The sequence below is a fragment of the Citrobacter sp. MGH104 genome (genome assembly GCF_001034485.1).
Classification (GTDB): Bacteria; Pseudomonadota; Gammaproteobacteria; order Enterobacterales; family Enterobacteriaceae; genus Citrobacter; species Citrobacter freundii.
This window is the reverse complement of the sequence record NZ_KQ089818.1, coordinates 3,386,804-3,410,257: the sequence shown is the minus strand read 5'-3', so window position 1 is coordinate 3,410,257 and position 23,454 is coordinate 3,386,804. Positions and strand designations below refer to the sequence as shown.

At 50.5% G+C, this 23,454-nt stretch carries 27 protein-coding genes; 14 read left to right on the top strand and 13 right to left on the bottom strand.

Annotation, left to right across the window (positions count from 1 at the left end; all coding sequences use genetic code 11):
• Positions 1-23: 23 nt before the first annotated feature.
• The 7 genes from flgH to flgB are packed head-to-tail and all read right to left on the bottom strand — an operon-like array spanning position 24 to position 5,124.
• On the bottom strand, positions 24-722 hold the full coding sequence (flgH, locus tag SK34_RS16010) for a flagellar basal body L-ring protein FlgH (protein WP_003036206.1): 699 nt from the start codon (positions 720-722) through the stop codon (positions 24-26).
• Positions 723-779: 57 nt separating this feature from the next.
• Positions 780-1,562 carry a flagellar basal-body rod protein FlgG gene (gene flgG / locus SK34_RS16005; RefSeq protein WP_003036202.1) on the bottom strand — a complete coding sequence of 261 codons (783 nt, stop codon included), beginning with the start codon at positions 1,560-1,562 and terminating at the stop codon, positions 780-782.
• 13 nt (positions 1,563-1,575) lie between these two features.
• Positions 1,576-2,331, bottom strand: a complete 756-nt coding sequence (locus tag SK34_RS16000; protein ID WP_003036200.1) for a flagellar basal body rod protein FlgF — start codon at positions 2,329-2,331, stop codon at positions 1,576-1,578.
• 20 nt (positions 2,332-2,351) lie between these two features.
• Positions 2,352-3,563 carry a flagellar hook protein FlgE gene (gene flgE / locus SK34_RS15995; protein ID WP_003836758.1) on the bottom strand — a complete coding sequence of 404 codons (1,212 nt, stop codon included), beginning with the start codon at positions 3,561-3,563 and terminating at the stop codon, positions 2,352-2,354.
• Positions 3,564-3,589: 26 nt separating this feature from the next.
• On the bottom strand, positions 3,590-4,288 hold the full coding sequence (gene flgD / locus SK34_RS15990; RefSeq protein ID WP_003832158.1) for a flagellar hook assembly protein FlgD: 699 nt from the start codon (positions 4,286-4,288) through the stop codon (positions 3,590-3,592).
• A gap of 11 nt (positions 4,289-4,299) precedes the next feature.
• Positions 4,300-4,704 carry a flagellar basal body rod protein FlgC gene (gene flgC / locus SK34_RS15985; protein ID WP_003036191.1) on the bottom strand — a complete coding sequence of 135 codons (405 nt, stop codon included), beginning with the start codon at positions 4,702-4,704 and terminating at the stop codon, positions 4,300-4,302.
• Between the two features lie 3 nt (positions 4,705-4,707).
• Positions 4,708-5,124 (bottom strand): flagellar basal body rod protein FlgB, encoded by a 417-nt coding sequence (flgB, locus tag SK34_RS15980; RefSeq protein WP_003846806.1) that lies wholly within the window; start codon positions 5,122-5,124, stop codon positions 4,708-4,710.
• Positions 5,125-5,281: 157 nt separating this feature from the next.
• Between flgB and flgA the strand changes: the two genes are divergently transcribed.
• The 3 genes from flgA (at position 5,282) to flgN (ending at position 6,754) form a co-directional block, all read left to right on the top strand.
• Positions 5,282-5,941, top strand: coding sequence for a flagellar basal body P-ring formation chaperone FlgA (flgA, locus tag SK34_RS15975; RefSeq protein ID WP_003036186.1), 660 nt, complete (start codon positions 5,282-5,284; stop codon positions 5,939-5,941).
• A 93-nt stretch (positions 5,942-6,034) separates the two neighbouring features.
• Positions 6,035-6,328 carry a flagellar biosynthesis anti-sigma factor FlgM gene (flgM, locus tag SK34_RS15970; RefSeq protein WP_003036183.1) on the top strand — a complete coding sequence of 98 codons (294 nt, stop codon included), beginning with the start codon at positions 6,035-6,037 and terminating at the stop codon, positions 6,326-6,328.
• A gap of 3 nt (positions 6,329-6,331) precedes the next feature.
• Positions 6,332-6,754: a flagella biosynthesis chaperone FlgN gene (gene flgN / locus SK34_RS15965; RefSeq protein ID WP_003036178.1), complete on the top strand. Its 423-nt coding sequence runs from the start codon at positions 6,332-6,334 to the stop codon at positions 6,752-6,754.
• Between the two features lie 85 nt (positions 6,755-6,839).
• On the opposite strand, the gene murJ is transcribed toward flgN, so the two are convergent.
• The 4 genes from murJ to rimJ form a co-directional block, all read right to left on the bottom strand.
• Entirely contained in the window at positions 6,840-8,375 is a 1,536-nt protein-coding gene (gene murJ, locus SK34_RS15960) for a murein biosynthesis integral membrane protein MurJ (protein ID WP_047412118.1), read from the bottom strand.
• Between the two features lie 222 nt (positions 8,376-8,597).
• The gene (locus tag SK34_RS15955; protein ID WP_048233439.1) at positions 8,598-9,521 is read right to left on the bottom strand and encodes a Gfo/Idh/MocA family protein; all 924 of its coding nucleotides are present in this window, start codon (positions 9,519-9,521) and stop codon (positions 8,598-8,600) included.
• 1 nt (position 9,522) lies between these two features.
• Positions 9,523-10,170 (bottom strand): YceH family protein, encoded by a 648-nt coding sequence (locus SK34_RS15950; RefSeq protein ID WP_032936214.1) that lies wholly within the window; start codon positions 10,168-10,170, stop codon positions 9,523-9,525.
• A gap of 34 nt (positions 10,171-10,204) precedes the next feature.
• Positions 10,205-10,789 (bottom strand): ribosomal protein S5-alanine N-acetyltransferase, encoded by a 585-nt coding sequence (rimJ, locus tag SK34_RS15945; protein ID WP_003832145.1) that lies wholly within the window; start codon positions 10,787-10,789, stop codon positions 10,205-10,207.
• A 259-nt stretch (positions 10,790-11,048) separates the two neighbouring features.
• Here rimJ and mdtH point away from each other — a divergent pair, with 259 nt between their 5' ends.
• The 9 genes from mdtH to SK34_RS15905 all read left to right on the top strand — a co-directional run bounded on the left by mdtH (position 11,049) and on the right by SK34_RS15905 (position 17,794).
• Positions 11,049-12,257, top strand: coding sequence for a multidrug efflux MFS transporter MdtH (gene mdtH, locus SK34_RS15940; protein WP_032936216.1), 1,209 nt, complete (start codon positions 11,049-11,051; stop codon positions 12,255-12,257).
• A 114-nt stretch (positions 12,258-12,371) separates the two neighbouring features.
• Positions 12,372-12,932, top strand: coding sequence for a lipoprotein (locus SK34_RS15935; RefSeq protein ID WP_003836774.1), 561 nt, complete (start codon positions 12,372-12,374; stop codon positions 12,930-12,932).
• A 105-nt stretch (positions 12,933-13,037) separates the two neighbouring features.
• Positions 13,038-14,084, top strand: coding sequence for a dihydroorotase (gene pyrC / locus SK34_RS15930; RefSeq protein ID WP_048233437.1), 1,047 nt, complete (start codon positions 13,038-13,040; stop codon positions 14,082-14,084).
• 65 nt (positions 14,085-14,149) lie between these two features.
• Positions 14,150-14,395, top strand: a complete 246-nt coding sequence (gene dinI / locus SK34_RS15925; protein WP_003036157.1) for a DNA damage-inducible protein I — start codon at positions 14,150-14,152, stop codon at positions 14,393-14,395.
• A 340-nt stretch (positions 14,396-14,735) separates the two neighbouring features.
• Positions 14,736-14,990, top strand: a complete 255-nt coding sequence (bssS, locus tag SK34_RS15920; protein WP_003036154.1) for a biofilm formation regulator BssS — start codon at positions 14,736-14,738, stop codon at positions 14,988-14,990.
• Positions 14,991-15,104: 114 nt separating this feature from the next.
• Entirely contained in the window at positions 15,105-16,220 is a 1,116-nt protein-coding gene (gene solA / locus SK34_RS15915) for an N-methyl-L-tryptophan oxidase (protein WP_003836779.1), read from the top strand.
• A 55-nt stretch (positions 16,221-16,275) separates the two neighbouring features.
• Positions 16,276-16,389 carry a YceO family protein gene (locus SK34_RS24055; RefSeq protein WP_003036148.1) on the top strand — a complete coding sequence of 38 codons (114 nt, stop codon included), beginning with the start codon at positions 16,276-16,278 and terminating at the stop codon, positions 16,387-16,389.
• Positions 16,390-16,650: 261 nt separating this feature from the next.
• On the top strand, positions 16,651-17,217 hold the full coding sequence (locus SK34_RS15910) for a cytochrome b (protein WP_048216629.1): 567 nt from the start codon (positions 16,651-16,653) through the stop codon (positions 17,215-17,217).
• Between the two features lies 1 nt (position 17,218).
• Entirely contained in the window at positions 17,219-17,794 is a 576-nt protein-coding gene (locus SK34_RS15905; protein ID WP_003832130.1) for a YceI family protein, read from the top strand.
• A 46-nt stretch (positions 17,795-17,840) separates the two neighbouring features.
• On the opposite strand, the gene trhO is transcribed toward SK34_RS15905, so the two are convergent.
• A complete protein-coding gene (gene trhO, locus SK34_RS15900) occupies positions 17,841-18,893 on the bottom strand; it encodes an oxygen-dependent tRNA uridine(34) hydroxylase TrhO (protein WP_044700698.1) in 1,053 nt (350 codons plus the stop codon).
• 220 nt (positions 18,894-19,113) lie between these two features.
• Between trhO and SK34_RS15895 the strand changes: the two genes are divergently transcribed.
• On the top strand, positions 19,114-20,034 hold the full coding sequence (locus tag SK34_RS15895; RefSeq protein WP_003036136.1) for a Kdo(2)-lipid IV(A) acyltransferase: 921 nt from the start codon (positions 19,114-19,116) through the stop codon (positions 20,032-20,034).
• A gap of 155 nt (positions 20,035-20,189) precedes the next feature.
• Positions 20,190-21,410, top strand: coding sequence for a multidrug efflux MFS transporter MdtG (gene mdtG / locus SK34_RS15890; protein WP_048233434.1), 1,221 nt, complete (start codon positions 20,190-20,192; stop codon positions 21,408-21,410).
• A 64-nt stretch (positions 21,411-21,474) separates the two neighbouring features.
• Here mdtG and SK34_RS15885 read toward each other — a convergent pair whose 3' ends face one another.
• Positions 21,475-22,806: a sensor domain-containing diguanylate cyclase gene (locus tag SK34_RS15885; protein WP_174329782.1), complete on the bottom strand. Its 1,332-nt coding sequence runs from the start codon at positions 22,804-22,806 to the stop codon at positions 21,475-21,477.
• Positions 22,807-23,454 lie beyond the last annotated feature (648 nt).

Here is a 23,454-nt window from a genome sequence, read left to right as displayed (position 1 = left end):
AATTTAAACACGGGGTACCTCGCTTACATCGGCGACAAATTAAGGAAGAAACGCTGCAACCAGCCCATATTTTGCGCTTCATTGATGTAGCCGTTGCCGACGTACTCAATACGCGCATCCGCAACCTGGGTTGACGGTACGGAGTTGCTGCCACTGATGGTGCGCGGGTTAACGACCCCGGAGAAGCGAATGAATTCAGTGCCCTGATTTATGGCGATCTGTTTTTCACCCACGACATGTAAGTTGCCATTCACCAGTACCTGATCGACCGTTACGGTCAGCGTACCGCTGAAGGTATTTCTGGCGTTCGCGCCGCCTTTACCGTTAAAGGAGTTACCGCCTGAGGCTTCTACGTCGGCACGTTCGTTACCGAACAGACCTTGCAGATAGCGCGGTACGGTATCAAAGCCAAAGTTTGTCTTGCCGTCGCGGCTGGCGTTCGCCGAAGAGCTTTTGCTCGCGCTGACGTTTTCCTGCAATACGATGGTCAGCGTATCGCCAATATTGCGTGGACGACGGTCTTCAAAGAGTGGCTGATAACCATAGTTAATCGGTTGTGCCGACTGGAAGATTGAGCCATTCGCCACCGGCGTTGGACCTGGAACGGGCTGGGCAGTCGTCGCGCCCTGCACGAGGGGCGTGGCCGGGATCCAGGCACATCCTGTTAGTGAAACCACCAGCAGGGCTAAAATAGGGTATGGGTGAAGCGCGTGTTTTCGCATTGCGGTCATCTTCAAAATCAGTGTGCCGGTGAGGTTTTCACCCCACCGGACTCCACTTTAGAGTTGCGTCAGTTTTTGCAGCATCTGATCGGTGGTCGATACCGCTTTACTGTTGATTTCGTAAGCGCGCTGAACCTGGATCATGTTTACCAGCTCTTCCGCCACGTTGACGTTAGAGGTTTCAACATAGCCCTGATACAGCAGACCCGCGCCGTTCAACCCCGGCGTGCTCTCGTTCGGCGCACCGGATGACTGCGTTTCGGTGTACAGATTCTCACCAATACTTTCCAGACCGGTATCGTTCATAAATGTTGTCAGGTTAAGCTGCCCGACCTGAACAGGCGCCGCCTGTCCCTGCTGGGTCACGCTGACAATACCGTCGCGTCCAATGGTGATACTGAGCGAGTTAGCCGGAATGGTGATGGCAGGCTGAACCTGAAAACCACCCGCCGTCACCAACTGGCCGTTCTGATCCACCTGGAAAGAACCGTCGCGGGTATAAGCGGACGTACCATCGGGCAACATGACCTGGAAAAAGCCCTGGCCTTTAATCGCCACATCTTTACTGTTGTTGGTCTGCGACAGGTTACCCTGGCTGTGTAAACGCTCGGTTGCAACCGGACGTACACCGGTACCAATCTGCAAACCAGACGGCAGCGTGGTTTGTTCAGAAGACTGTGCGCCAGGCTGACGAATCGTCTGGTACAACAGATCTTCAAACACGGCGCGTTGGCGCTTAAATCCGTTGGTGCTGACGTTTGCCAGGTTGTTGGCAATCACATCCATGTTGGTTTGCTGCGCATCCAGGCCGGTTTTGGCGATCCATAATGAACTGATCATAAAATGTCCTGTATTAACTCATCGACAGCAGTTGGTTGGCGCGGCCCGCGTTATCATCCACGCTACTGATAATTTTCATCTGCATTTCAAAGCGGCGGGCGTTGGCGATCATGTCGCTCATCGCAGCAACCGGTTTAACGTTACTGCCTTCCAGCACGCCCGACATCACACGGATACTGGGGTCGGCCTGTAACGTCGCACCACGGGTAGCCTGTGCGGCCTGGGTCAGACGGAACATACCGTCATCGCCACGTTGCACTTCGATCCCTGTAGCCTTCACCAGCTTCAGCCGCCCCACTGGCGCTACGGTATTCGCCGGATCGCCAGGGTTAAGTGCAGAAATTGTCCCGTCCGCCGCAATGGTGACTTCTGAACCTTCCGGTACGGCTATCGGTCCGGCTTCGCCAATTACCGGGTGTCCCTGAATTGTCAGTTCACCCGTTGGGCTTACCTGAATAGCGCCGTTACGGGTATATCCTTCGCTACCATCCGCGGTCTGCACAGCCAACCAGCCATCCTGTTGCAGCGCCACATCCAGCGGGCGGGAGGTATAGTCCATCTGACCCGGCGTCATGTCGGCCCCCGGTGTGGAGGCCACGACCAGCGTACGCGTCGGTAAAGACAATCCTTCTACAGGAACCGCGCGCAGTGCATTGAGCTGCGCACGAAACCCTGGCGTGGAGGCGTTTGCCAGGTTGCTCGCCGTCACCGCCTGTTGATTCAGCGTCTGACTGGCCGCGCCCATGGCGGTATAAATTGCGTGATCCATTAAGCCATCCCGTCAGGCGCTTAGCGCAGGTTGACCAGCGTGTTGAGGATTTGATCCTGGGTTTTGATGGTCTGCGCGTTCGACTGATAGTTACGCTGGGCGACAATCATATTCACCAGTTCTTTACTCAAATCCACGTTTGACGCTTCAAGCGCCCCGTTGGTCAGCTTGCCGAAGTTACCCGTACCCGCGGTACCCAGCAGCGCCACACCGGAGGCCTGAGTGGCCGCCCAGACGTTGTTGCCCTGAGACGCCAGACCTTCGTTGTTGGCAAAGTTTGCCAGCACGATCTGTCCTAGAACCTGTTGCTGTTCGTTGGAGTAGTTGCCGACTACGGTACCGTCATTGTTAATCTGGTAGCTCACCAGATCGCCTGGTTTGTAGCCGTCCTGTTTAGTGGCAACAATGTTGTTGGCACCTGTGTTCTGCTGCATGGAGTTCTGGAAACTCATTGCGAAGGTGACAGCCGGTGCGCCATTGAGCGCAGCTGTGGTGATATTGAATGTACCGCCGCCGATTAGCGCTCCATTAGTATCAAATTCCAGCGTGGACGTCGGTGCGGTTGGTACAGCAGCCTTAGGATCACTGCTATCAACGGTATAGACAGCCCATTTGTTATCAGGCTGTTTTACAAAATAGGCGTTAACTTCGTGGGCATTTCCCAGACTGTCATAAACGGTGACGGGGCCTTTTTTGTTATAGCTGTCAGCATCTTTCGGATCAAACTTTGTCGTTGTCGGGATTTTATCCGATGAGTTGAGGTTGATCTGCATTGAGGCCTTGCTGGTTGCCTGTGCCGCCATCAATGTGTTGGGGATCGTAATCGGCCCCGGGTTTGCACCCTGCTGAACTGTCGGTGGTGTACCGGTAGCCGGATAGCCCGTCAGTTGCAGCCCCTGCATATTAACGATATTGCGGTTTTCATCGAGTTTGAACTGACCGTTACGGCTGAAGAAAACAGAACCGTTACTGTCTACCATGCGGAAAAAACCGTTCTGGCTGATAGCAACATCCAGCCCGCGGCCGGTGTTGGTGGTGGTGCCGTCGGTAAAGTCCTGGGTAATACCCGCAACTTTAACGCCCAAACCGACTTTAGAACCGGCGAACATATCGGCAAAAGATGCCGTACCGGATTTAAAACCGTAGGTGGCGGAGTTGGCGATGTTGTTACCAATGACATCGAGGTTGGTCGCTGCAGCGTTCAGACCGCTAACCGCTTGAGAAAAGGCCATGACTTACTCCTGATAAGTGTGAAGGCTTAAATTATCTGCCGTACTTCGTCGAGGGTGGTGGTTCCATAGGTGCCAAGATCCAGCGTATTACCGCCGTTACTGCGAATAACGCCCTGCACCAGCGCAAACTGAAGCGGCTGTGCCACCAGTTGCGTTCCGCCATTGCTGGCAGCAATTGACACGTTGTAAGAACCGCTTGGTGCATCCGTGCCATCGGTCATGGTGCCGTCCCAGGTAAAGGTATGAACGCCCGCTTTCAATCCACCAATGTCAATGGTGCGTACCACTTTGCCGTCTTTATCGGTAATGGTTGCGGTAACCTTATCTGCCGGTTGCTGCAGCTCAACGCCAAAAGGTGTTGTCGTGGTTTTGGCACCCTCTTCCGTCCCTTTACCGGTCAGGATGGTAGTACCCGGGATCATGACCCCGTGGCCAATCAGCGTACTGGCCTGCAGCGACTGACTGTTGTCGATCTGCCCGGAGATCGACCCTAACGTGGTGTTCAGTTTCTCAATCCCGCTCACGGTACTGATTTGCGCCAACTGGGTAGTCAGTTCGTTGTTTTGCAGCGGGTTGGTAGGATCCTGGTTTTTCAGTTGTGCAACCAGCAGCGTAAGAAAGCTGCTTTGCAGGTCAGCGGCATTGCTGCCCGTCAGGGAGCTATTCCCCGTGGCGGCATTAACCCCCGTCGTGCTCGGGTCATTCATTTTTACAGCAATAGACATGTGCGCCTCCTTTACTGGCCTAGCGTCAACGTTTTGAGCATCAGGCTTTTCACGGTGTTGAGCACTTCGACGTTTGCCTGATAGCTACGCGAGGCTGACATGGTGTTGACCATCTCACCAACGACGTCCACATTCGGCATTTTTACGTAGCCATTCGCATCGGCCAGCGGATTACCGGGTTCATAAACCAGCTTATCCGGCGCCTGACTTTCAATGACGTCAGCAACTTTTACGCCACCGGTAGCCGCACCTGGCGCAGCATCTACCTGAAAAACAACCTGTTTCGCGCGATACGGCTGACCGTCGGGCCCGCTGACGCTATCCGCATTCGCCATGTTACTGGCCGCGACGTTCAGGCGTTTAGACTGAGCCGTCAGCGCAGAACCTGCGATATCAAAAATATTTAACAGCGCCACGAATTAGTTCCCTCCTTGCAGCACGTTCATCATGCCTTTGATTTGCCCACCCAGCGCGGTCAGCCCCATTTGATACTTGAGGCTGTTGTCTGCAAATTGCGTGCGCTCCCGGTCCATATCCACCGTGTTGCCATCAAGAGATGGCTGGTCAGGAATACGGTAGAGCAGCTCCGTAGACGGCGAAGAAACGGTCTGGGCCGGAATGTGTTGTGCAGAGGTCAGCGTCAACGAAACGCCGCCGGTTTCTTCCCGTCCTCGCACCATGACTTTTTTTAATTCACTGGCGAAATCAAGGTCGCGCGCCTGGTACCCCGGCGTGTCGGCATTGGCAATGTTGGCCGCCAATATTTCCTGGCGTTGGGCGCGCAAATTCAGCGCTTCCTGTTGAAAACGTAAGGCGGCGTCGAGCTTATCGAGCATATCTCCTCCGCAAATGACAAAATTCAGCCGACAGCTTAAATCCCATTACGCGCGCGTTATCGCCGGAATAAACGCAAAATGCGTCGCTATTTGTTGCGTTGATGACTGCGTCACACAGGTAAAATCCTGCCACTACCTGAAAAAGCGCGAGGTTTTGATGCAAACGTTTAAACGTGGAATAGTCGTGGCAGCACTGCTGTTCAGCCCTATGACGCTGGCGCAAGACCTGAATTCGCAGCTAACGGCATGGTTTTCCCAGCGCCTGGCCGGATTTAGCGATGAGGTGGTGGTCACTATCCGAACGTCGCCAAACTTATTGCCGAGCTGTGAGCAACCGGCATTAAGCGTGTCAGGTAGCGCGAAACTGTGGGGTAATGTGAATGTGCTGGCTCGCTGTGCCAACGAAAAACGTTATCTGCAGGTAAACGTCCAGGCGACGGGAAACTACGTAGTAGCCGCCGCGCCTGTAGCGCGAGGTAGCACCCTGACCCCAGCCAGCGTAACGCTGAAACGTGGTCGACTGGACCAACTACCGCCGCGCGCGGTGCTGGATATGAGTCAGGTGCAGGATGCTGTGAGCCTGCGCGATCTGGTCCCGGGCCAACCGATACAGCTTTCGATGTTGCGCCAGGCATGGCGGATCAAGGCCGGTCAGCGCGTGCTGGTTATTGCCAACGGAGATGGCTTTCGGGTTAATGCCGAAGGTAAAGCGCTGAACAACGCCGCTGTCGCACAGAATGCGCGAGTGCGGATGATTTCAGGCCAGGTGGTGAGCGGCGTCGTCGATTCTGATGGGAATATTCTTATTAACCTATAATAGGTTAAAGATTTTTTAGCGTGTGCCGATAGATAAACAACCAATGATTACAGCGGGCCGCTATAGCGTAACCCCTCGATGAGGAAAAATAAAATGAGCATTGATCGTACCTCACCATTGAAGCCAGTAAGCACCGTTCAGCCGCGTGAAACCAGCGATGCGCCGGTACAAAAAGCGCAGAAGGAAAAAACCACCGCGACCACCAGCACTAGCGTCATGCTGAGCGACGCCCAGGCCAAACTGATGCAGCCCGGCACCAATGACATCAATATGGAACGCGTGGAAGCACTGAAAACCGCAATCCGTAACGGTGAATTGAAAATGGATACCGGAAAAATTGCCGACTCGCTGATTCGCGAGGCGCAGAGCTACCTACAGAGTAAATAAAGTATGACTCGTTTGTCAGAAATACTTGACCAGATGACGACCGTCCTCAATGACCTGAAAACGGTAATGGATGCTGAACAGCAGCAGCTTTCCGCAGGCCATATCAACGGCAGCCAGCTACAGCGTATTACAGAAGAAAAAAGCTCTTTGCTGGCGACCCTTGATTATCTTGAGCAACAGCGCCGCCTGGAGCATGACGCCACGCGCAGCGCCAATGATGAGATTGCTGAACGCTGGCAGACTATCACCAAGAAAACACAGCACTTACGCGACCTCAACCAGCACAATGGTTGGCTGCTGGAAGGGCAGATCGAGCGTAATCAACAAGCAATACAAGTGCTGAAACCGCACCAGGAACCGGCGTTGTATGGCGCAAACGGTCAAACTTCAGCTGCGCACCGCGGCGGGAAAAAATTCTCTATCTGATGCAAGCCTGATAACGTTTTGCTTATCAGGCCTACACTTTTTGTAGGCCGGATACGGCGTTATGCCGCCATCCGGCATTGATTCTTTATGCCGTCCGGCGCACAAACTCTTTTACTTTAAAGCCCAGCACAGCGAGTGCTGCGAAGTAAGCAGCAATACCTGCCACCACGACCGCCATCAGACGCAGCAGGCGCCACAACATCGTTCCCTGCGACCAATCTGGCATGATGTAAAGCATCCCTACCAGTGCCGCCGACATCACCAGCACAGAAATCACCAGTCGCGTCAGGAACCAGGCCCAACCCGGCTGTGGAGTAAAGATTTTCTGCTTACGCAACTGCCAGTACAGCAGTGAAGCGTTCAGACACGCCGCCAGACCAATCGACAGCGACAGCCCGGCATGCTTTAACGGCCCGATAAACGCCAGGTTCATCACCTGGGTCATAATCAGCGTCACAATGGCAATCTTCACTGGCGTTTTTATATCCTGGCGCGAGTAAAAGCCCGGAGCCAACACTTTCACCACGATCAAACCAATCAAACCTACCGAATACGCCACCAGCGCACGCTGGGTCATCGCGGCATCAAAGGCAGTAAATTTACCGTACTGGAACAGAGACACCGTCAGTGGTTTGGCCAGAATACCCAACGCTACGGCACTCGGTAATGCCAACAGGAAACACAAGCGCAGGCCCCAGTCCATCAGGCGACAATACTCATCATGATTACCGCTGGAAAAGCTTTTGGACAGCGATGGCAGCAGGATAGTCCCCAGCGCTACGCCAAGCACACCGGACGGAAACTCCATCAGACGGTCGGCATAGTACATCCACGAAACTGAGCCAGAGGCCAAAAACGAGGCGAATATCGTATTGATAATCAGTGAAATCTGGCTGACTGATACCCCAAGGATCGCCGGGCCCATCTGCTTGACGACACGCATCGCCCCCGCATCGCGGAAGTTCACACGCGGCAGTACCAGCATGCCAATTTTCTTCAGATGCGGAAGCTGATAAATCAGCTGTAGCACGCCACCCACGGTAACGGCCCACGCCAGCGCCAGCACTGGCGGATGAAAATAAGGGGCCGCAAACAACGCGAAACCGATCATGCTGATATTCAGAAAAGTCGGGGCAAACGCAGGAATAGAAAAGCGGTTCCAGGTGTTAAGGATCGCACCAACCAGTGAGGCCAGTGAAATCAGTAGAATATAGGGAAAAGTGATCCGCAGCAGTTGAGTAGTCAGCGCAAATTTATCCGCTGTGTCGGCAAACCCCGGCGCGGTAACTAAAATCACCCATGGCGCAGCCAACATCCCGGCTACCGTCACCACAGCCAGCGCCAGCGTCAACAGTCCGGAAACGTAGGCAACAAACACGCGGGTAGCATCTTCCCCCTGCTTGCTTTTATACTCAGCAAGAATCGGCACAAACGCCTGCGAAAATGCGCCTTCGGCAAAAATTCGGCGCAGCAGGTTAGGAAGTTTGAATGCCACAAAAAAGGCATCTGTCGCCATCCCTGCACCAAAGATTCTGGCGACAATCGCATCACGCGCAAAACCCAGCACACGTGAAAACATCGTCATCGAGCTGACGGCTGCCAGCGACTTTAATAAATTCATCTATGTTGTATTCCAGACTCTGAGGCAAAACCCCGACAAACCTGCCCGTAGGTCGGATAAGGCATTTTCGCCGCCATCCGACACTTTTGCTGTGCCTGATGGCGACACCGTAGCGCCTTATCAGGCCGACAAATCAGCCTATGGTTGAAAAGAGGTGTTATTTTGAGTGGGCATATAGTACCTGGATTACAATGAATTACTACCGCCAGATGTTACAGGGGGTTATTCAGCCATCGCCTCCCGCCACAGCTTTTCAACAACACGCTGGGCCAGTAGCGCCTCCTCGCCTGCCGTCTGGGGAACCGTCTGATTTTGCACGCACTCAATGAAATGACGCGCACATCCGGCAAAACCACGCTGTTCTAAGGTCGTTTGCCAGCCCGCTATCGGCTTATGAACAACACCTTGCCCACGCTCTTCCCGCCATTCCCGCATATCAGTTACGTCAATCAGGCCACCGTCCGTCACCGCCTGCACGCTCTCACGCTGGCTACCGGCACGGCGATGCATACTGGTCGTTATCTGCATTTGACCGGTAGAAAAATGGTGCTCGGCGTAAAGCATCGCACCAGATTCATTGGTCAGCAGCGTGCCGTTATTTAACTGCGCCTGCCCTCCCGCCAGCCACAATGCGGTATCGACTACGTGCAGATAGTCGTCCAGCAAAGTGAAACGCAGATCCTGCGGCCCAACGCTATCCGTACGGTGCTTATCCATACGTACAGACGCTGCGGTGCTCAACTGGGTTTTGAGATCCTGGTACAGCGGTGCAAACCGGCGGTTAAACCCGACCATCAGCGTGAGTTTTTTCCGCGCGGCCAGCTCCACCAGTTGCTCAGCCTCACGCAGGTTTTCCGCCAGCGGTTTATCCACACACACGTGAACTCCGGCATTCAACAATTCACTGACGACCGCGTAGTGCGTCGTGGTGCTGGAATGGACGAAAACCGCGTCGCAGGTTTGCGCCAGATTCACCAGTGAATCCACGTAGGGTATCCGCCAGGTATCACAGATACGCTGTGCTTTATCGCGCGAAGGTGAAAAGGCGCCTTGCAGCGTCCAGTCTGCGGAGGTGCCCAGCACGGGTAGCCAGGCCTTTTGCGCAATACCGCCAAGGCCGACAACGCCGATACGTAATTTATTCACGTTAGTCTCCCAGGTGCGCCAGCAATGAATCAAGTCGCTGCTTAAGTTCTGCGACCTCCGTTTCCAGCATTTCCACGCGTGCCTGCAGATCACCGGAGGCTGCAGGGAGTTGATCTGCCGCGGCAATGGCTCCATCAACCTCACCGCAAAACAGGTGCATATAGCGACTTTCACGTTTGCCCGGCTCGCGCGCCAGGCGGATCACATAAGGCCCATCTTCCCGGGTTGCCAGATTTTCCAGTGTCGATTCCACTTCGGCCATATCGCTGAATTCGTACATACGGGATGCGCGACTACGCAATTCACCAGGCGTCTGAGCGCCCCTCAGCAGCAGTGTAGTGATTACGGCCACCTCTGCGGCACTAAGCTTCAGATTGCCAAATTCAGAGTTGCAGAAACGCTGCTCATATTTCGTAACGCGATTGCCAAAGCCGCTCACCGTGCGCAGAAAATGTCGCTTAACCAGGTTATCTAATTGCTCCTGCACGTCCGATTCCGACAGGTTCATCACCGGTTCACGATTCGTTTTTTGATTGCAGGCTGTTACGACTCCATTAACGGAGAGTGGGTACTGTTCCGGCGTTGTCACTTGTTTTTCTAATAAACAGCCAATCACTCGTGCTTCGGTGGCGGTTAATTCGTATTTCATCGTCTTCTCCATTAATCATGGCTGCATCTGAAACTTAGCGGCCGGGGGTCCATTCTGATGTGGTCAACGCCGTCAGCACGTGATCGCGCCACTGCCCGTCAATCAGCAGGTAGTCTTTGGCATACCCTTCTTTTTCAAAACCCAGTCGCGCCAACAGGTCACCGCTGCGCTTATTATGTGGCATGTAGTTAGCCATAATGCGGTGAATATGCTGCGTGCGCTGCATATAACGGATGGCCGAAGTTAAGGCTTCATACATTAGCCCCTGCCCCTGCCATTTCTGCGCAATGGAGTAGCCGAGATAACAGGCATGGAAGGATCCCCGCACTACGTTTGAGAAGTTCGCAACGCCGATAATCTCTTTTTCGTCCGGATCGAGCAGCGCAAAATAATAAGCGGTGCCCTGTTTATGAAACTCAGAGATCATGCTGAGACGCGCCTGCCAGCCGGACGGATAGCAGTGGCTTTCATCACGAATAGGTTCCCAGGGTTTTAAGAAATGACGATTTTCTGCGTAATAATCTGCCAGACGCCAGGCATCACGCTCATGCACTAAACGCACGACCAGGCGGTCCGTGGTTAAGCGCACTTTTGGCACGTTACTGCGATAGCCAAACATTCTATACCTACTCCTTCCCGTAACGTCTTCAATACGCTATTCGCATTACTATACCTGTGCGAATACACCCTGTGAAAAGAGCAAAATGCCATTTTTTGAATTATTCACACATTTTGATGAAAACTCTCTATCAAGACGGACTTTTGATAAAAAAATATTGTCCCGCGAAGGGTGGGAAAAGCGATGACGACACCGCAGAATAGGAGGTGCTTATCTTTTAAACTCTATCCAGAGTGACGAGTTTTTCCCTGGAGGGGAAATGTCGCAAGTCTCGCAGGCAAGGAACCTGGGTAAATACTTCCTTCTCATCGATAATATGCTGGTCGTGCTGGGTTTCTTCGTCGTTTTCCCGCTGATCTCAATTCGTTTCGTCGACCAAATGGGCTGGGCCGCCGTGATGGTCGGTATCGCGCTTGGATTACGTCAATTTATCCAGCAGGGGTTGGGTATTTTCGGTGGTGCTATTGCTGACCGTTTCGGCGCCAAACCGATGATCGTCACCGGCATGCTGATGCGCGCAGCCGGGTTCGCCACCATGGGCATTGCGCATGAACCGTGGCTGCTGTGGTTTTCCTGCTTTCTTTCCGGGCTGGGTGGCACGCTGTTCGACCCTCCCCGTTCGGCGCTGGTAGTCAAGCTGATCCGCCCGGAAAAGCGCGGGCGTTTTTTCTCTATTCTGATGATGCAGGATAGCGCCGGGGCCGTGGTCGGCGCGTTACTCGGCAGTTGGTTATTGCAATACGATTTCCGTCTGGTATGTGCCACCGGCGCAATTTTGTTCGTTCTGTGCGCGGCGTTTAACGCCTGGCTGCTCCCGGCATGGAAGTTGTCGACGGTGAAAATTCCGGTGCGTGAAGGGATGAGCCATGTGATGCATGACAAGCGCTTTGTCACCTATGTGCTGACGCTGGCGGGCTATTACATGCTGGCGGTACAGGTGATGCTGATGCTGCCCATCATGGTGAATGACATCGCTGGCTCACCGGCCGCCGTGAAATGGATGTATGCCATTGAGGCATGTCTCTCTTTAACGCTGCTGTACCCGATTGCCCGCTGGAGTGAAAAACGCTTTCGCCTTGAACATCGTCTGATGGCGGGCCTGCTGGTGATGTCTCTGAGCATGATGCCCATTGGGCTGGTCGGTAATTTGCAGCAGTTGTTTACCCTTATCTGCACGTTCTATATTGGCTCGATCATCGCCGAACCGGCGCGTGAAACCCTGAGCGCCTCGCTGTCGAATGCGCGGGCCAGAGGAAGCTATATGGGCTTCAGCCGACTGGGACTCGCCATCGGTGGCGCAATTGGCTATGTCGGCGGCGGCTGGCTGTTTGACATGGGCAAAGCCCTGGCACAGCCTGAGCTGCCCTGGATGATGCTCGGTATTATTGGCTTCATCACCTTCCTGGCGCTGGGCTGGCAATTCAGTCTCAAACGCCCAACGCGAGGTATGCTGGAACCAGACGCCTGATAGCCGAACCTGCGTCCGGGCGCTTTTCAGTTTTTTCTGCTGGCGTCCGGGGCGCTGGTACTCGATGATGCTTTGTGTCACGATTACGCCACATGCATCATGTTGAGGAACCCCATGAAAAAGTTTTTTTTTGCCGCTGCACTGATTGTCAGCGGCCTGTTGGTTGGTTGTAATCAACTCACGCAATACACGGTTAGCGAGCAAGAAATTAATCAAGCCCTGGCAAAGCATAATAACTTTTCAAAAGACATCGGTTTGCCCGGCGTTGCTGAAGCACATATCGTACTGAATAATCTCGCCAGCCAGATTGGTCGTGAAGAGCCAAACAAAGTAACCTTGACCGGCGATGCCAACCTGGACATGAACTCCCTGTTTGGCAGTCAGAAAGCGACCATGAAGCTGAAGCTGAAAGCCTTACCGGTTTTCAATAAAGAAAAAGGCGCGATTTATCTGCAAGAGATGGAAGTCGTCGACGCCACCGTCACGCCAGAGAAAATGCAGTCAGTACTGCAAACCCTGATGCCTTATTTAAATCAGTCGCTGCGTAACTATTTCAACCAGCAGCCAGCGTACATTCTGAAGGAAGACAGCAGCCAGGGTGAAGCGCTGGCGAAAAAACTGGCGAAAGGTATTGAGGTCAAACCGGGTGAAATCATCATCCCGTTCACCGACTAATAAAACTGAGGGTGCTGATGCGCCCTTTTTTTTCGTGCAAACGAAAACGTTTCCGCTTATCCTTTGTTTCCGGCAAAAAAGACCATCCTCAGCCGGAGCATATTGATGACTGCACCATCCCAGGTTTTAAAGATCCGCCGCCCAGACGACTGGCATCTTCACTTTCGCGATGGCGACATGTTAAAAACTGTCGTGTCCTATACCAGTGAGGTTTATGGCCGCGCCATTGTCATGCCGAACCTGGCACCGCCCGTCACCACGGTTGACGCGGCTATCACTTATCGCCAGCGCATTCTTGACGCGGTACCTGCCGGACACGACTTCACGCCATTAATGACCTGCTACTTAACGGATACGCTGGATCCCAACGAGCTGGAACGTGGATTTAACGAAGGCGTATTCACCGCGGCAAAACTCTATCCAGCCAATGCCACCACCAACTCGACGCATGGTGTAACCTCTATTGACGCCATCATGCCGGTGCTGGAGCGGATGGAAAAATTGGGTATGCCACTGCTGGTGCACGGCGAAGTCACGCATGCAGATATCGATATTTTCGATCGCGAAGCACGCTTTATTGAAACGGTGATGGAACCGCTGCGTCAGCATTTGACCTCGCTGAAAGTGGTGTTCGAGCATATCACCACCAAAGATGCTGCCGAATACGTGCGCGATGGTAACGAACTTTTGGCTGCGACCATTACGCCACAGCACCTGATGTTTAACCGCAACCACATGCTGGTTGGCGGGATTCGCCCTCACCTGTATTGCCTGCCAATCCTCAAACGTAACGTCCACCAACAGGCGCTGCGTGAACTGGTTGCCAGCGGGTTTAAGCGCGCATTCCTCGGTACCGACTCAGCGCCGCACGCTCGTCATCGCAAAGAGTCAAGCTGTGGCTGTGCGGGCTGTTTTAATGCACCGACCGCGCTGGGCAGCTATGCCACCGTGTTTGAAGAGATGAATGCGCTCGACCATTTCGAAGCCTTCTGCTCACTCAACGGCCCACAGTTCTATGGCTTGCCGGTAAATGAGACCTTTATTGAGCTGGAACGCGTGGAGCACCTGGTTCCTGAGAGCATTGCACTGGAAGACGATACGCTGGTGCCTTTCCTGGGTGGCGAAACGGTACGCTGGTCAGTAAAAAGCTAAAAAAAGTGTAGCCAACTGATGCGAATAACTGTATAAATAAACAGTATATTCCACAGGGGGCTACTATGCGTATTGAAGTCACTATTGCCAAAACTTCACCTTTACCTGCCGGTGCAATTGACGCACTGGCAGGTGAACTCTCCCGCCGTATTCAGCACCATTTTCCAGATAACGAAGGTAACGTTACCGTCCGTTATGCCGGCGCAAACAATTTGTCGGTTATTGGCGCGACTAAAGAGGACAAAGAACGCATCAGCGAGATCCTACAGGAAACCTGGGAAAGCGCGGATGACTGGTTCATCAACGAATAAATAATGATATGCAGTGATGTTTGTTTGCCGGGTCGCCCCGGCTTTTTTATACACACAATCCTGTAATCAATCGCGCATTTCTTCTGACGAGTATTTAATTTAATATTAACCCACCGATTATCTTTTAACCAATACAACAAAATAATTGTGCAACATACTAAAAAAAAATGAATAACATGTTGGTTTCTTAGTCAGATAACGCTGAAAACAAAAAATTTATGCCCTTCCCTCTTTAAATTTTCAATGAATACCCTTATTTATTGATATACTGAAGTTGCTTCAGAAAAAAACGCATTGAACCTCGAAAACCGTTGTCTAGTAACACGAATTAGGGGGCATGATGGAAAAGAATAATGAAGTCATTCAGACTCATCCGCTTGTAGGGTGGGACATCAGCACTGTTGATAGCTACGATGCGCTGATGCTGCGTTTGCACTACCAGACCCCGAATCGCCCTGACCCGGATGGGACTGAAGTTGGTCAAACGCTCTGGTTAACCACTGATGTTGCCAGGCAATTTATTTCGATATTAGAAGCAGGAATCGCCAAAATTGAATCTGGCGATTACCAGGTAAATGAGTATCAGCGACATTAAACCTGATACATCCAACCATCAAAAGGCACCTTAACGGTGCCTTTCTTATTTCCAGGTTGAATATTCCGGGTCAGTTATTTAACCTGCTACTATCGCGATTGCAGAGAGAAGCGGATGAAATACGACTTAATCATTATTGGCAGCGGTTCAGTAGGCGCCGCAGCTGGATACTATGCCACTCGTGCCGGTCTGAAGGTTCTGATGATCGATGCACATATGCCTCCTCATCAGCAGGGCAGCCACCACGGCGACACTCGATTAATTCGTCATGCTTATGGCGAAGGTGAAAAATACGTTCCGCTGGTACTACGTGCGCAAACATTGTGGGATGAACTGTCCACCCATAATGAAGAACCGATTTTTGTTCGCTCCGGTGTTATCAACCTCGGTCCGGCAGAGTCCACCTTCTTAGCGACTGCAGCGCAAAGCGCCAAACAGTGGCAACTTAACGTTGAACAACTGGATGCGGCAGCCATCATGGCGCGCTGGCCGGAGATTCGTGTACCTGACAACTATATCGGTCTGTTTGAAGCAGAGTCCGGTTTTTTACGCAGTGAGTTAGCAATTAAAACCTGGATCCGTCTGGCGGAAGAAGCCGGCTGTGCGCAACTGTTTAAATGCCCGGTCAGCGCAATTCATCACGGTGATGATGGCATCACGGTAGAAACGGCTGACGGTGACTACCACGCGAAAAAAGCAGTGATCAGCGCCGGCACCTGGGTGCAGGCTTTAGTCCCTGAACTACCGATACAACCGGTGCGCAAAGTGTTCGCCTGGTATCAGGCCGATGGGCGCTACAGCGTTAAGAATAACTTCCCAGCCTTCACCGGCGAGCTGCCAAATGGCGATCAATACTACGGTTTCCCGGCAGAAAACGACGAGCTGAAAATTGGTAAGCACAACGGCGGACAAGTCATTCACTCTGCTGATGAGCGTAAGCCATTTGCCGCTGTAGCCAGCGATGGTTCTGAAGCCTTCCCATTCCTGCGCACAATTCTGCCGGGCGTTGGCTGCTGCCTGCACGGCGCGTCCTGCACATACGATAATTCACCGGATGAAGACTTTATTATCGATACTCTGCCAGCGCACGACAACACGCTAATCATTACCGGGCTAAGCGGACATGGCTTTAAGTTTGCCTCTGTTCTGGGAGAGATTGCGGCAAACTTCGCTCAGGACAAACCGTCTGACTTTGACCTGACCCCCTTCAGGCTAAGCCGTTTTAAGTGATAATAAATGAATGGCCTCGATGGTGAGGCCATTTTTAATGACAGGAATAACGTCAATGCGTCGTATCTTTCACTATCTGGTTAATAATATTCGCGAGCATCTTATGCTCTACATTATTTTATGGTCGCTGCTGGCCATTATGGATGTAATATATATTATGTTTTTCTGATTCCTGCGCGCTGACAATAATTGACAAAAATTGAAATTAGCTTAATTTCATTGCAATAAACTGAACAATAACAAAAATCATAACCACCCATAAACCAAGCACTCCCACCTATTCTCACACTAATCCCTTGATGATTAATTCAATAATCAGTCAACTTTACTGAACAAAAAATAAATATCATCACCATTGTTATTTATTAGTTGCATTAATGTCTTTTACACGCCATTTTCATTCACTTCTGAAATATAAATCGGTGTGCTTATGCAATTCAAAAATAGTCCACAGCGCTATGGCGTAGTGTCAGCCACATTACATTGGCTGGTTGCAATTGCTGTATATGGCATGTTCGCCTTGGGCTTATGGATGGTCACGCTTAGCTACTATGACGGCTGGTATCACCAGGCCCCTGAACTGCATAAAAGCATCGGCATCCTACTCATGATGGGACTGGTTATCCGCGTTATCTGGCGGTTGTTCTCCCCTCCGCCTGCTGCGTTGGCAAGCTACTCCCGTTTAACCCGCATCGCAGCGGCAATGGGTCACCTCGTACTTTATTTGCTGCTCTTTTCAATTGTCATCAGCGGATATCTAATTTCCACCGCAGATGGCAAAGCGATAAGCGTCTTTGGTTGGTTCGACATTCCAGCCACCGTTGCCAACGCAGGTGCTCAGGCCGACCTCGCCGGTAGCTTGCACCTGTGGCTTGCGTGGACCGTGGTGATTTTATCCCTACTGCACGGACTGATGGCCCTGAAACATCACTTTATTGATAACGACGATACCCTCAATCGCATGTTGGGAAAATCGTCATCTGACTATGGAGCTTAAAATGAAAAAAAACCTGCTGGGACTTACACTCGCCTCTCTGTTATTCACCACCGGGTCGGCCGTGGCGGCAGATTACAAAATTGACAAGGAAGGACAGCATGCCTTTGTTAATTTCCGTATTCAGCATCTGGGTTACAGCTGGCTGTACGGCACATTTAAAGATTTCGACGGTACGTTTACCTTTGATGAGAAAAATCCCGCAGCCGATAAGGTTAACGTAACCATCAACACCAACAGTGTTGACACTAATCACGCCGAACGTGACAAACATCTGCGCAGCGCAGATTTCCTTAACGTAGCAAAATTCCCGCAGGCGACCTTCAGCTCCACCAGCGTGAAGAAAGAAGGTAATGACCTGGATATCACCGGTAATTTGACCCTGAACGGCGTTACTAAACCGGTTACGCTGGACGCGAAGCTCATCGGTCAGGGTGGCGATCCTTGGGGCGGTACGCGCGCTGGTTTTGAAGCGCAAGGTAAGATTAAGCTGAAGGATTTCAACATCACCACCGATCTCGGTCCGGCGTCGCAGGAAGTCGATTTGATCATCTCAGTGGAAGGTGTGCAACAGAAGTAACGCATGAATGGCCGGATGGGGCTCAAGCCACCATCCGGCATAGCGACTATTGCGCAGGGTCTGGAATACCCAGTTTGGTATTCAGGTGACCACGTGATTTATTAAAGATTTTATTGCCATTTTCACGCCCAGCGCGACGACGCCGTTGTTCCTCTTCCGGCAACTCACTCTCTTCGCTACACAGCTCGCTACAGCAGCCATTATATTTCTGCGCACAAGCCGGGCACTGAATAAACAACAGATGGCAGCCATCATTTTTGCAATTAGTATGGCTATCGCACGCCGTGCCGCACTGATGGCAATGTGCGATAACATCTTCAGAGATTCTTTCGCCCATGCGCTCATCAAAGACAAAGTTTTTACCGATAAAACGCACCGGAAGTCCCTGCTCACGCGCCTTGCGGGCATACTCAATAATACCGCCCTCAATGTGCCAGACTTTGCTAAATCCATTGTGTTTCATCCAGGCGCTAGCTTTCTCACAGCGGATCCCACCCGTGCAGTACATCACGATTTTTTTATCTTTATGCGCCTGCATCATTTCAACAGCTTTCGGCAACTGATCGCGGAATGTGTCTGCCGGGATCTCCAGCGCATTCTCGAAGTGACCCACCTCATATTCATAATGGTTGCGCATATCAATGAATACCGCTTCAGGATCGTCAAGCATGGCATTCACCTCTGCTGCCTTGAGATAATCCCCCACGTTGCTGGCGTCAAAGTCTGGATCGTCAATACCATCCGCCACGATACGTTCACGGACTTTCATACGCAGTACCCAGAACGATTTACCGTCATCATCCAGCGCAATATTCAGACGTAAATCGTTCAATGCAGGATCAAACGCATAGAGTTGCTGGCGAAATGCCTCGACGTTGCTTTGCGGTACGCTGATTTGCGCATTAATTCCTTCATGGGCAAGATATACTCGCCCGAAGACGTTCAATGCGGTGAACATCTGGTACAGTGCATCACGCGTGTGCTGAGGATTGGCAATGGTGAAATATTTATAGAATGAGATCGTCGTACGCGGCTCGGTCTCGGCCAGCATTTTGGCTTTGAGGGCGTCGTTCGAAATGCGGTTGTGTAACACTGGCATGGTGTACGTATCCTGCAAATAGGGAATAAATGAAAATCGGCGGCATAATAAAGCAAACATCGCCAATTTACATCCACACATTTTACGCTACATTTCATACTTCACTATAAAATTGCAACAACAATTGCAGAATTAATCACCGTTCTCCCGTCACAAATTTTTGATACGCGCGAAAAAATGCGACAATACAGGGAATTGGTCGTTTGAAGACAGGATAGACATGACGAATTTACCCAAGTTTTCGGCTGCGTTACTGCATCCACGTTATTGGTTAACCTGGCTGGGTATTGGCATCCTTTGGTTAATCGTGCAGTTACCCTACCCCATCCTCTTTAAGTTGGGCTGTGCATTAGGTCGACTGGCGCTACGTTTGATGAAACGTCGGGCAAAAATTGTTTCCCGAAATCTGGAACTGTGCTTCCCGCAGATGAGTGAGCAGGAACGCCAGCAGATGGTCGTCAAGAACTTCGAATCAGTGGGCATGGGCGTAATGGAAACCGGGATGGCCTGGTTTTGGTCCGATAAGCGTATTTCACGCTGGACTGAAGTGATCGGGATGGAACATATCCGTGACGTTCAGGCGCAAAAACGCGGGATCCTATTAGTGGGTCTGCACTTTCTGACTCTGGAACTGGGTGCGCGTCAGTTTGGTTTGCAGGAGCCGGGTATTGGTGTGTATCGCCCTAACGACAACCCGCTTCTCGACTGGCTACAAACCTGGGGCCGTATGCGCTCGAATAAATCAATGCTCGATCGTAAAGACCTGAAAGGGATGATTAAAGCGTTGAAAAAGGGCGAAGTGGTCTGGTACGCGCCGGATCACGATTACGGCCCTCGTGCCAGTGTGTTTGTACCACTTTTTGCCGTTGAACAAGCCGCAACAACCTCTGGGACCTGGATGCTTTCGCGCATGTCCAATGCCTGCCTGGTACCGTTTGTTCCTCGCCGCAAACCTGACGGTAAAGGGTATCAATTGATTATGCTGCCTCCGGAGTGTTCACCGCCTTTGGACGACGCAGAGACCACTGCCGCGTGGATGAACAAAATTGTTGAGCAATGCATCATGATGGCGCCAGAGCAGTATATGTGGCTGCATCGTCGCTTCAAGACGCGCCCTGAAGGTTCTCCTTCCCTGTACTAAAACACTGTTGCAGTCCTGTGGGCTGCAACACCTTCCCTGCCTGCTTTAGGTTTAACTGCTATCCGCATTGCAGCAACTATCAACCAGGCGCATAATTAGCCTGCTTACTTATATTCAATCGATAGCGCAAACAGCGCGCCACACTGCGGAACGCTATGTCACCCTCAGATGCTCCCATAAACTGGAAACGCAACCTCACCGTTGCCTGGTTAGGTTGTTTTTTAACCGGCGCAGCGTTTAGCCTGGTCATGCCTTTTTTGCCCCTTTACGTCGAGAGTCTCGGCGTCACGGGACATAGCGCATTGAATATGTGGTCAGGCCTGGTCTTCAGCATCACCTTTCTTTTTTCCGCCATCGCCTCTCCTTTCTGGGGTGGCCTTGCCGATCGCAAGGGGCGAAAAATCATGCTGCTACGCTCTGCGTTGGGTATGGCTGTTGTGATGCTGCTGATGGGACTGGCGCAAAATATCTGGCAGTTCTTGATCCTGCGCGCCTTGTTGGGGCTGCTTGGTGGATTCATCCCCAATGCGAATGCACTGATCGCCACCCAGGTTCCACGCAATAAAAGCGGCTGGGCACTGGGAACGCTTTCCACCGGTGGTGTTAGTGGCGCACTGCTCGGGCCGCTGGCGGGCGGCCTCCTCGCGGATCAGTACGGACTGCGCCCCGTATTTTTCATCACCGCCAGCGTGCTGCTGGTCTGCTTCATCTTGACGCTATTTTTTATCCGCGAGCGATTCCAGCCAGTGAGCAAGAAGGAAATGCTGCACATTCGTGAAGTCGTGGCCTCTTTAAAGAACCCCAAACTGGTGCTGAGCCTGTTTGTCACCACTTTGATCATTCAGGTAGCCACCGGTTCTATCGCGCCAATACTGACACTGTACGTTCGAGAGTTGGCTGGCAACGTCGGCAATATTGCGTTTATCAGTGGGATGATAGCCTCAGTCCCCGGCGTTGCGGCATTAATCAGCGCCCCTAAACTTGGCAAATTAGGCGATCGGATTGGCCCGGAGAAGATCCTGATCGTCGCGCTGATCGTTTCCGTGTTACTGCTAATTCCAATGTCATTTGTCCAGACGCCCTGGCAGCTTGGTATTCTGCGCTTTTTATTGGGGGCGGCCGACGGCGCTCTGCTCCCGGCGGTACAAACGCTGCTGGTCTATAACTCGACTAATCAAATCGCTGGACGTATTTTCAGTTATAACCAGTCATTTCGCGACATTGGTAACGTAACAGGGCCTCTAATGGGGGCAGCGATATCCGCCAACTACGGTTTTCGTGCTGTATTCTGTGTGACCGCAGGAGTCGTACTGTTCAACGCCCTGTACTCGTGGAATAGCCTGCGCCGTCGTCGGAGTACAGAAGTCGCGGGATGATTTATATATTTATATTCGCAGGTTCAGAATAATAAACTTATCTCACATGACATATATTTCAGTCTTAATGATAATAGTAACACACCTTATTTCTGCCAGAATTTTTGGCTTCATACAAAGCGGCATCAGCATATGAAACAACTTTATCCGCTGATTCATCATCAATTTTACTGCAATATACACCGATACTTATCGTCATTTTTTCTTTTAACTCATATGAATTTGGTATTGTCGTACCATTCTCGACATTTCGCCTAATTCGCTCTGCAACAACAATTGCCTCATCTTGATCGTTACACTTAAGAAGGATCGCAAATTCTTCGCCACCTATTCTGGCAAAAATATCCGTATCTCTGATTGATTTATTGATAATATCGACAATGCTGATTATTACTCTGTCACCTTCCTGATGACCGTAAGTATCGTTAATCCGTTTGAATTTATCAATATCCAGAACCATTACACACACTGCACCTTTTGCTAATGATGATTTTAATGACTTATAGAATAGCTTACGATTATATATTTTAGTCATTGCGTCTTTAATAGCTGAGTCCCTTTCTTTTTTTAAGATGATGAAGGTGTTGTACATCAGTATTGAGATTATACACAGGGCACTTATCACCTCAATCCCCCGGCTAACATACCAAATATACATGCTATATTCATCCAGGCTCAGAAGTAGTACATTGGTCAATATTGCTGAGCAACACAGTAGCCCTATACTTTTCCACAAGATGTTGTGCGTTTTGGTTTTAATGATTAAATACAACAGGACCAGTCCCCAGGATACAATAAGCGAATAAATGTACCCAATATGCCAGTGCACCGTGACATTATCAGGCTTCAGGCTTGTTATCTCGAGTGTAAAATTAGGGTTGTAACTGGCCAGAGTGTGCGCCATCACCGCGATCACTAGCATAATTAAAAATGACAGAACGATATAGCAAGGTTCTCTTTCTTTGGTTTCAATAACTGTCGATGATATTTTATAAGATTTCAATGAAACAAATAGCAGAGCGATGAAACTAATCTGCCGAAAGTAATAGAATATAGCTATATCGTTAGTTCTTTTTTCGATTGATGCATGATCATTAATCAAGTCCTGAACGATGTAGATAGTCTCGACGAAAAATATGTTATTGCCAAGAAACGCCATGCCTAATATCATGAGGCAGGTGAGATCTTTTCTACAAAGATACTGAAATAACATAAACAGGAAAATTATTCCATATAAAAAGAACAACCCTACAATTATAATCAGATATACAGTTTGTGGGACACTTTGCATCGTTAATTTAAATTGTGTAAGACACAAACCACCAAGAACATAGCTAGCCAAACAGATTATATAGAAAGCCATTAACCTTCCATTATTTGAATTATAGTTATCCATAACAACCTTAAGGTAATTCTTAATTTTGCATTTTATATAATAAAGCATAAGATTTTGCAAACTATTATACCCGCACAATTTCAATAACATTAATTCATTTCTTATTTAATGGTTTCTTATAGATTTATAACCTTTGTCATTAATAATATTTTATTATGTATACTATTTTAGTATCACTCACACCATTCACAACCTCTATATACAAAAGACACTTTGTCACTTCCAGAGACACCACTAAGTTTAGCCACTTTCATTGATTACCTCTGCAACACTTCCGTATTGGGCATTAATTTTCTCCTTTACTTTGATTGAGTTATGCAATATTAATTCATAAGCGCTCGCATTCCCCCTCTAAAACACATAAAAAATGGTGTTTAAAACTGAAGATTTTCTAATATAACGCCAGATTTTATTTATTTGATTTTCATTACTGCATTGCAAACCACATACATTACTCTTTTTTCTTGAATTTTTTTCCTGATATTACGTCGGCTTCAGTATCTGCCAATGTAAATTTTTTCATAAACTACCGAAGTTACTTTCACCTGCTCTCGTTGGCATTGCAGGCAGTAATCATCTCGCAGCTAACGGGTTTGACGCTCTGCGGATCGCCGTCTATAGATTGAATCATCCCCCTTTATTGTTCGC

What these genes read in the sequence shown, in the direction of transcription:
- flgH (WP_003036206.1), bottom strand. Translation starts at nt 722, where the DNA reads ATGCGAAAACACGCGCTTCACCCATACCCTATTTTAGCCCTGCTGGTG.
- flgG (WP_003036202.1), bottom strand. Translation starts at nt 1,562, where the DNA reads ATGATCAGTTCATTATGGATCGCCAAAACCGGCCTGGATGCGCAGCAA.
- SK34_RS16000 (WP_003036200.1), bottom strand. Translation starts at nt 2,331, where the DNA reads ATGGATCACGCAATTTATACCGCCATGGGCGCGGCCAGTCAGACGCTG.
- flgE (WP_003836758.1), bottom strand. Translation starts at nt 3,563, where the DNA reads ATGGCCTTTTCTCAAGCGGTTAGCGGTCTGAACGCTGCAGCGACCAAC.
- flgD (WP_003832158.1), bottom strand. Translation starts at nt 4,288, where the DNA reads ATGTCTATTGCTGTAAAAATGAATGACCCGAGCACGACGGGGGTTAAT.
- flgB (WP_003846806.1), bottom strand. Translation starts at nt 5,124, where the DNA reads ATGCTCGATAAGCTCGACGCCGCCTTACGTTTTCAACAGGAAGCGCTG.
- flgA (WP_003036186.1), top strand. Translation starts at nt 5,282, where the DNA reads ATGCAAACGTTTAAACGTGGAATAGTCGTGGCAGCACTGCTGTTCAGC.
- flgM (WP_003036183.1), top strand. Translation starts at nt 6,035, where the DNA reads ATGAGCATTGATCGTACCTCACCATTGAAGCCAGTAAGCACCGTTCAG.
- flgN (WP_003036178.1), top strand. Translation starts at nt 6,332, where the DNA reads ATGACTCGTTTGTCAGAAATACTTGACCAGATGACGACCGTCCTCAAT.
- murJ (WP_047412118.1), bottom strand. Translation starts at nt 8,375, where the DNA reads ATGAATTTATTAAAGTCGCTGGCAGCCGTCAGCTCGATGACGATGTTT.
- SK34_RS15950 (WP_032936214.1), bottom strand. Translation starts at nt 10,170, where the DNA reads ATGAAATACGAATTAACCGCCACCGAAGCACGAGTGATTGGCTGTTTA.
- rimJ (WP_003832145.1), bottom strand. Translation starts at nt 10,789, where the DNA reads ATGTTTGGCTATCGCAGTAACGTGCCAAAAGTGCGCTTAACCACGGAC.
- mdtH (WP_032936216.1), top strand. Translation starts at nt 11,049, where the DNA reads ATGTCGCAAGTCTCGCAGGCAAGGAACCTGGGTAAATACTTCCTTCTC.
- SK34_RS15935 (WP_003836774.1), top strand. Translation starts at nt 12,372, where the DNA reads ATGAAAAAGTTTTTTTTTGCCGCTGCACTGATTGTCAGCGGCCTGTTG.
- pyrC (WP_048233437.1), top strand. Translation starts at nt 13,038, where the DNA reads ATGACTGCACCATCCCAGGTTTTAAAGATCCGCCGCCCAGACGACTGG.
- dinI (WP_003036157.1), top strand. Translation starts at nt 14,150, where the DNA reads ATGCGTATTGAAGTCACTATTGCCAAAACTTCACCTTTACCTGCCGGT.
- bssS (WP_003036154.1), top strand. Translation starts at nt 14,736, where the DNA reads ATGGAAAAGAATAATGAAGTCATTCAGACTCATCCGCTTGTAGGGTGG.
- solA (WP_003836779.1), top strand. Translation starts at nt 15,105, where the DNA reads ATGAAATACGACTTAATCATTATTGGCAGCGGTTCAGTAGGCGCCGCA.
- SK34_RS24055 (WP_003036148.1), top strand. Translation starts at nt 16,276, where the DNA reads ATGCGTCGTATCTTTCACTATCTGGTTAATAATATTCGCGAGCATCTT.
- SK34_RS15910 (WP_048216629.1), top strand. Translation starts at nt 16,651, where the DNA reads ATGCAATTCAAAAATAGTCCACAGCGCTATGGCGTAGTGTCAGCCACA.
- SK34_RS15905 (WP_003832130.1), top strand. Translation starts at nt 17,219, where the DNA reads ATGAAAAAAAACCTGCTGGGACTTACACTCGCCTCTCTGTTATTCACC.
- trhO (WP_044700698.1), bottom strand. Translation starts at nt 18,893, where the DNA reads ATGCCAGTGTTACACAACCGCATTTCGAACGACGCCCTCAAAGCCAAA.
- SK34_RS15895 (WP_003036136.1), top strand. Translation starts at nt 19,114, where the DNA reads ATGACGAATTTACCCAAGTTTTCGGCTGCGTTACTGCATCCACGTTAT.
- mdtG (WP_048233434.1), top strand. Translation starts at nt 20,190, where the DNA reads ATGTCACCCTCAGATGCTCCCATAAACTGGAAACGCAACCTCACCGTT.
- SK34_RS15885 (WP_174329782.1), bottom strand. Translation starts at nt 22,806, where the DNA reads ATGGATAACTATAATTCAAATAATGGAAGGTTAATGGCTTTCTATATA.